Raw genomic sequence first — 972 nt, 5'->3', positions numbered from 1 at the left:
GCGAGGACGAGCGCCTGAGCTATGGCGAGCTCAACGCGCGGGCCAACCGGCTGGCGCATCACCTGATCGCGCTCGGGGTGAGGCCGGACCAGCCGGTGGCGATCTGCCTGGAGCGCAGCCCGGCGATGGTGGTGGATGTCTTGGCGATCCTCAAGGCGGGCGGCGCCTATCTGCCGCTCGACCCGGCCTATCCCTGCGCGCGGCTGCGGCAGGTTGTCGAGGATGCGGCGCCGCGGCTGCTGCTTTGCGATGCGGCCGGCCGCGCCGCGCTCGGCCCCGAGGCGCTTGTCGATGTGAGCGTGGTCGATCTGGAGACGGCGACCCCGGCTTGGGCCGAACTGCCCGCTTGCGATCCCGAGCCCCGCGCCCTTGGCCTGACCTCACGCCATCTCGCTTATGTGATCTACACCTCCGGCTCAACCGGAACGCCAAAGGGCGTCATGGTCGAGCATCGGGGCATGACCAATTATCTGCACTGGGCCTGCGGGGCTTATGCGCCCGGGTCATCCTCCCTGGTCTCCTCTTCCCTGGCCTTCGATGCCATAATCACGAGCCTGTTTACGCCTTTGCTCTGTGGTGGCCATGCACAGCTTGTCAGGGGGGGAGATGAGGTCGAGGGGGTAAAGGAAAAGATCAGCTCGGACTGTGGGGTCATCGATATCACCCCGAGCCATCTGGATGTGCTTGGGCGACAGATGCTGGCGGACTCGACCACAAGCCAGGTTGGACTGTTTATCATCGGCGGTGAAGCGCTGACGCATTCGACAATCGAGCTGTGGCGCAGGATCCAGCCGACGGCCAGAATGGTGAATGAATACGGCCCAACCGAAACGATCGTCGGCTGTCTCTCCTATGAGGTTCCGACAGGGCCAGCTGTATCTGCGAACGTCCCGATCGGCCGTCCGATTGCGAACACGCGGGTGTATCTTCTGGACGGCCATGGCGCGCCGGTTCCATTCGGGGCGGTGGGCG

Annotated in this window: 1 protein-coding gene; it reads left to right on the top strand. The window is 65.0% G+C overall.

Going from position 1 to position 972, the window contains the following annotated elements; genetic code table 11:
* Positions 1–972: AMP-binding protein (locus NKH19_RS33330; RefSeq protein ID WP_352983958.1), on the top strand; the 972-nt coding region annotated here is incomplete at both ends.

The organism is Mesorhizobium sp. M1338, assembly GCF_040318045.1.
Classification (GTDB): domain Bacteria; phylum Pseudomonadota; class Alphaproteobacteria; order Rhizobiales; family Rhizobiaceae; genus Mesorhizobium.
This window is presented reverse-complemented; position numbering and strand designations above follow the sequence as displayed.